This is a genomic window from Paraburkholderia suaedae, assembly GCF_040812055.1.
In the GTDB taxonomy this organism is placed as follows: domain Bacteria; phylum Pseudomonadota; class Gammaproteobacteria; order Burkholderiales; family Burkholderiaceae; genus Paraburkholderia.
Map to the genome: position 1 here is coordinate 1 of NZ_JBFOAH010000083.1, position 3,098 is coordinate 3,098.

The following is a 3,098-nucleotide window of genomic DNA, read 5'->3' on the forward strand; positions in this document are numbered from 1 at the left end:
CAGGGTATTTCGCACATCGCCCAGCGCTTACCGCGCGTTGTTTGCGCGGACCTGACGAGATCAATTGAAGGCTTGATGGATTCACGGTCGCAGCGGCCGGCGCCGGCGACGGTCGACGCGGGGAGGTCTGGCGCACGAGCGCCGCGGTCGCAGAGGAGACCACCATCTGCCCCCCGTGAGCAGTGCTGGTGAGGCGAGCGCACCGGTGCAGCGTAGCTCCGAAGTATTGATCGCCCAGTAGCTCAACCTCGCCCGTGTGCAGGCCCATCCGAACAACGCGTCGCGCCCGTCATCGCTGTAGCCGTCGCTGCATGGTCCTTACCGCACGCCGCGCTTGCCGCTGGCGTCCTGCCGCACGGCGGTCACTACGTTAGTGGCGCCGGAACGATTGCTGGCCAGGCCGACGCGCTCACCGTCACGCAGCCCGGCTCGACGCGCGGCGTGATCGACTGGACCAGCTTCTCGATCGGCAAGGGCAACGCCGTCACGTTCGACAACGGCTCGGGTGCAACGCTCAATCGTGTGACGGGCGGCTCGCCTTCCGCGCTTCTCGGCAGCCTGAGCGCGACGGGCGGTGTGTATCTGATCAACCCGCAAGGCATTCTGGTGGGACGCAGCGGCGTCATCAGCACCGGGGGACGTTTCGTTGCCTCGACGCTCGATCTGCCAGATACCGCCGCATTCATGAATGGCGGGACGCTGACGCTCGCGGGATTCTCGAATGGGAAGGTGGTGAATCTCGGCAAGATCAGCTCCAGTGGCGGCGATGTGTTTCTCATATCACATGACGTGGTGGTGAATGCAGGCTCGGTCAGCGCACCGAACGGCACGGCTGAATACGTCGCTGGGCAGCAGGTGGTGTTGTACGAATCGTCGAGCAGCAGGCAGGTGTTCGTGCAGATCAGCAGTAGAGGCAATGTGGTCGATCGCGGCACCACGGAAGCCGCGCAGATCAATCTCGAAGCGGCCGATGGCAACATCTATGCGCTCGCGGGCAGCGGATCGCGGATCCGCGCAACCGGCACGGCGATGCGCGACGGCCACGTCTGGCTGGTGGCTGGCGATGGTCGCGTCACGCAGCAAGGGACGATCGAGGCAACGAATGCCGACGGTACCGGGGGCACGGTCGACACACTCGCAGACATACTCACATTGGGCAATAACGCAGCGGTGCAGGCGGGGCTCTGGAATATCTCGACGCCAAACTTCACCGTCGATAGCGCCACGGCTAACGCTTTTGTGCGCAGTCTGAACGCCGGCACATCGATCGACGCAACCGCGACCGGCACGAATGGCGCAAGCGGCGATATGAACGTGGCGTCGAATCTCGACTGGCAAGGGCTGGCGTCGTTATCGCTCGTGGCCTTCCGCAATGTGGCGATTGCACCGGCGACAACAATCAAAAACACCGGCAGTGGCAACCTGGCCTTGAGGGCGGACGCGGCGAGTATCGACAACGCCGGCAGCGTGGCAAATCAAGGCACGATCGACTGGTCGGGCAGTACCGGAATCGTGAGCCTCCTCCATGACATGAACGGCACCTACAGCCCCGGCACGTTAATCGGCAATGCTTCATGGACCGCCCCAGTCTACAGCGGCCTGCTCACGCAGATCACCGGCTATCGACTCGTCAATTCGGTAGCGGACCTTCAGGCCGTCGCCAACGATATGACCGGCAACTACGCACTCGGAAAAGATATATCGATGGGAGCAACTTTGCGCTTACCACGCTGGGTACGGTCGACTTCACGATTACCGCGCCGTTGACCGGTCAATTCGACGGCATGTGGCATACCGTTTCGAATATCTCGCCGAGCCTCACTGCTCTTTTCGGTGACATCGGGCAAGGCGGAGTCGTGCGGGACGTGAAAGTCGACACTCACACAGGCACCGTGGACACGCCGTTCTATTCCGGCGTCGGCATCCTGGCGATCAATAACCACGGCACCGTTGTCAATGCGTTCACCTCAGGCGAGAACGCCTGCACCCTTTGCACTTCGGAAGTGCTTTCAGGGCTTGTTGGCGCAAACTACGGGCTGATCGAGCGCTCGGGAAGCAGTGCCTCGGTCGAGACTGGTGGCGAGGCAGCCGGGCTCGTTAACACCAACTATGGGAGGATCGACCAGTCGTATGCAACGGGCTCCGCCGTAGGTTTTTTGACGCACGGCGCCGCTGCAGGGCTGGTGGCAAATAACTACGGCTCCGTTACGCAGTCGTTTGCGTCAGGCCGCGTCTCCAGCGGCAACCGGTTGGTCATGGGCGGCATCTGCATGGGCTGCTCCGGTCTTGGCACCGACGTTTATTGGGACGTCCAGACCACCGGGCAACCGTCGAGCGGCGGTAACCTGCCGGCGTCCAACGGGCTGACGACGGCTCAGATGAGCAACCCCGCCAGCTTCGTTGGCTGGGACTTCGGGCCGACGGGCGCGTGGATCATCCCGTCGGGCGCCACACATCCTGTGCTGCGCTGGCAGGTGGAACACTAGCCAGGCGGGCTGTCGGAACACACCGCAACCGGGAGTCCGCGCATGACCGGCACGGCGGTCTACTTTCGACAGTCGCGATCGAGCGTTGAAGGACCGCTCCGGGTCGAGAATCGCCGGTCGACCATCGGCGATAGCGATCGATGTCGCTGGACCAGCGTCGGACTGCGTTCGGCCAATAGTTGCCGTTCGCGCAACACACGAAGCCGTCATTCCAACGGTCGGTTCACTTCGGAACCTGCCGGATGGTCGATGTGAGCAACTCGGCCGTAGCGGTCGGTTCCACAGCGCTAATCGTGCCGCCGAATGGATGGAGATGTACGTCGGAAGTTGCTTTTTGATCAATTCCGCGAGGAATTCAATGGCTTCCGGCAACGCTGTTCATCGAAAACGGGCTCGATGAGCAGCGAGTGGCCAACGTACTTCTTTCGGAAGCGAGGCGCCTGCCGTTGCCCGTGCGACCCGCATTACAGGCTCGCTCTCAGTCTCCATTGAACTGCTGCAGAAATCCTGGACAGAAATGAGTGTTAGTGTTTCGGAGCAATTTTCCCCACAGCACGGGAGGTTGGCGATGAAACACCAACAGTATTCGGTGGAGCAGATTGTGGCCGCGCT

Annotated in this window: 2 protein-coding genes; both read left to right on the top strand. The window is 62.1% G+C overall.

The features are described from left to right. Positions 1 to 441: 441 nt before the first annotated feature. Positions 442 to 1,767, top strand: a complete 1,326-nt coding sequence (locus tag ABQJ48_RS37505) for a two-partner secretion domain-containing protein (protein WP_473094252.1) — start codon at positions 442 to 444, stop codon at positions 1,765 to 1,767. Beyond that, entirely contained in the window at positions 1,764 to 2,486 is a 723-nt protein-coding gene (locus ABQJ48_RS37510) for a hypothetical protein (RefSeq protein WP_367842893.1), read from the top strand. Before ABQJ48_RS37505 ends, ABQJ48_RS37510 begins: the two co-directional genes overlap by 4 nt. The last annotated feature ends 612 nt before the right edge of the window (positions 2,487 to 3,098 follow it).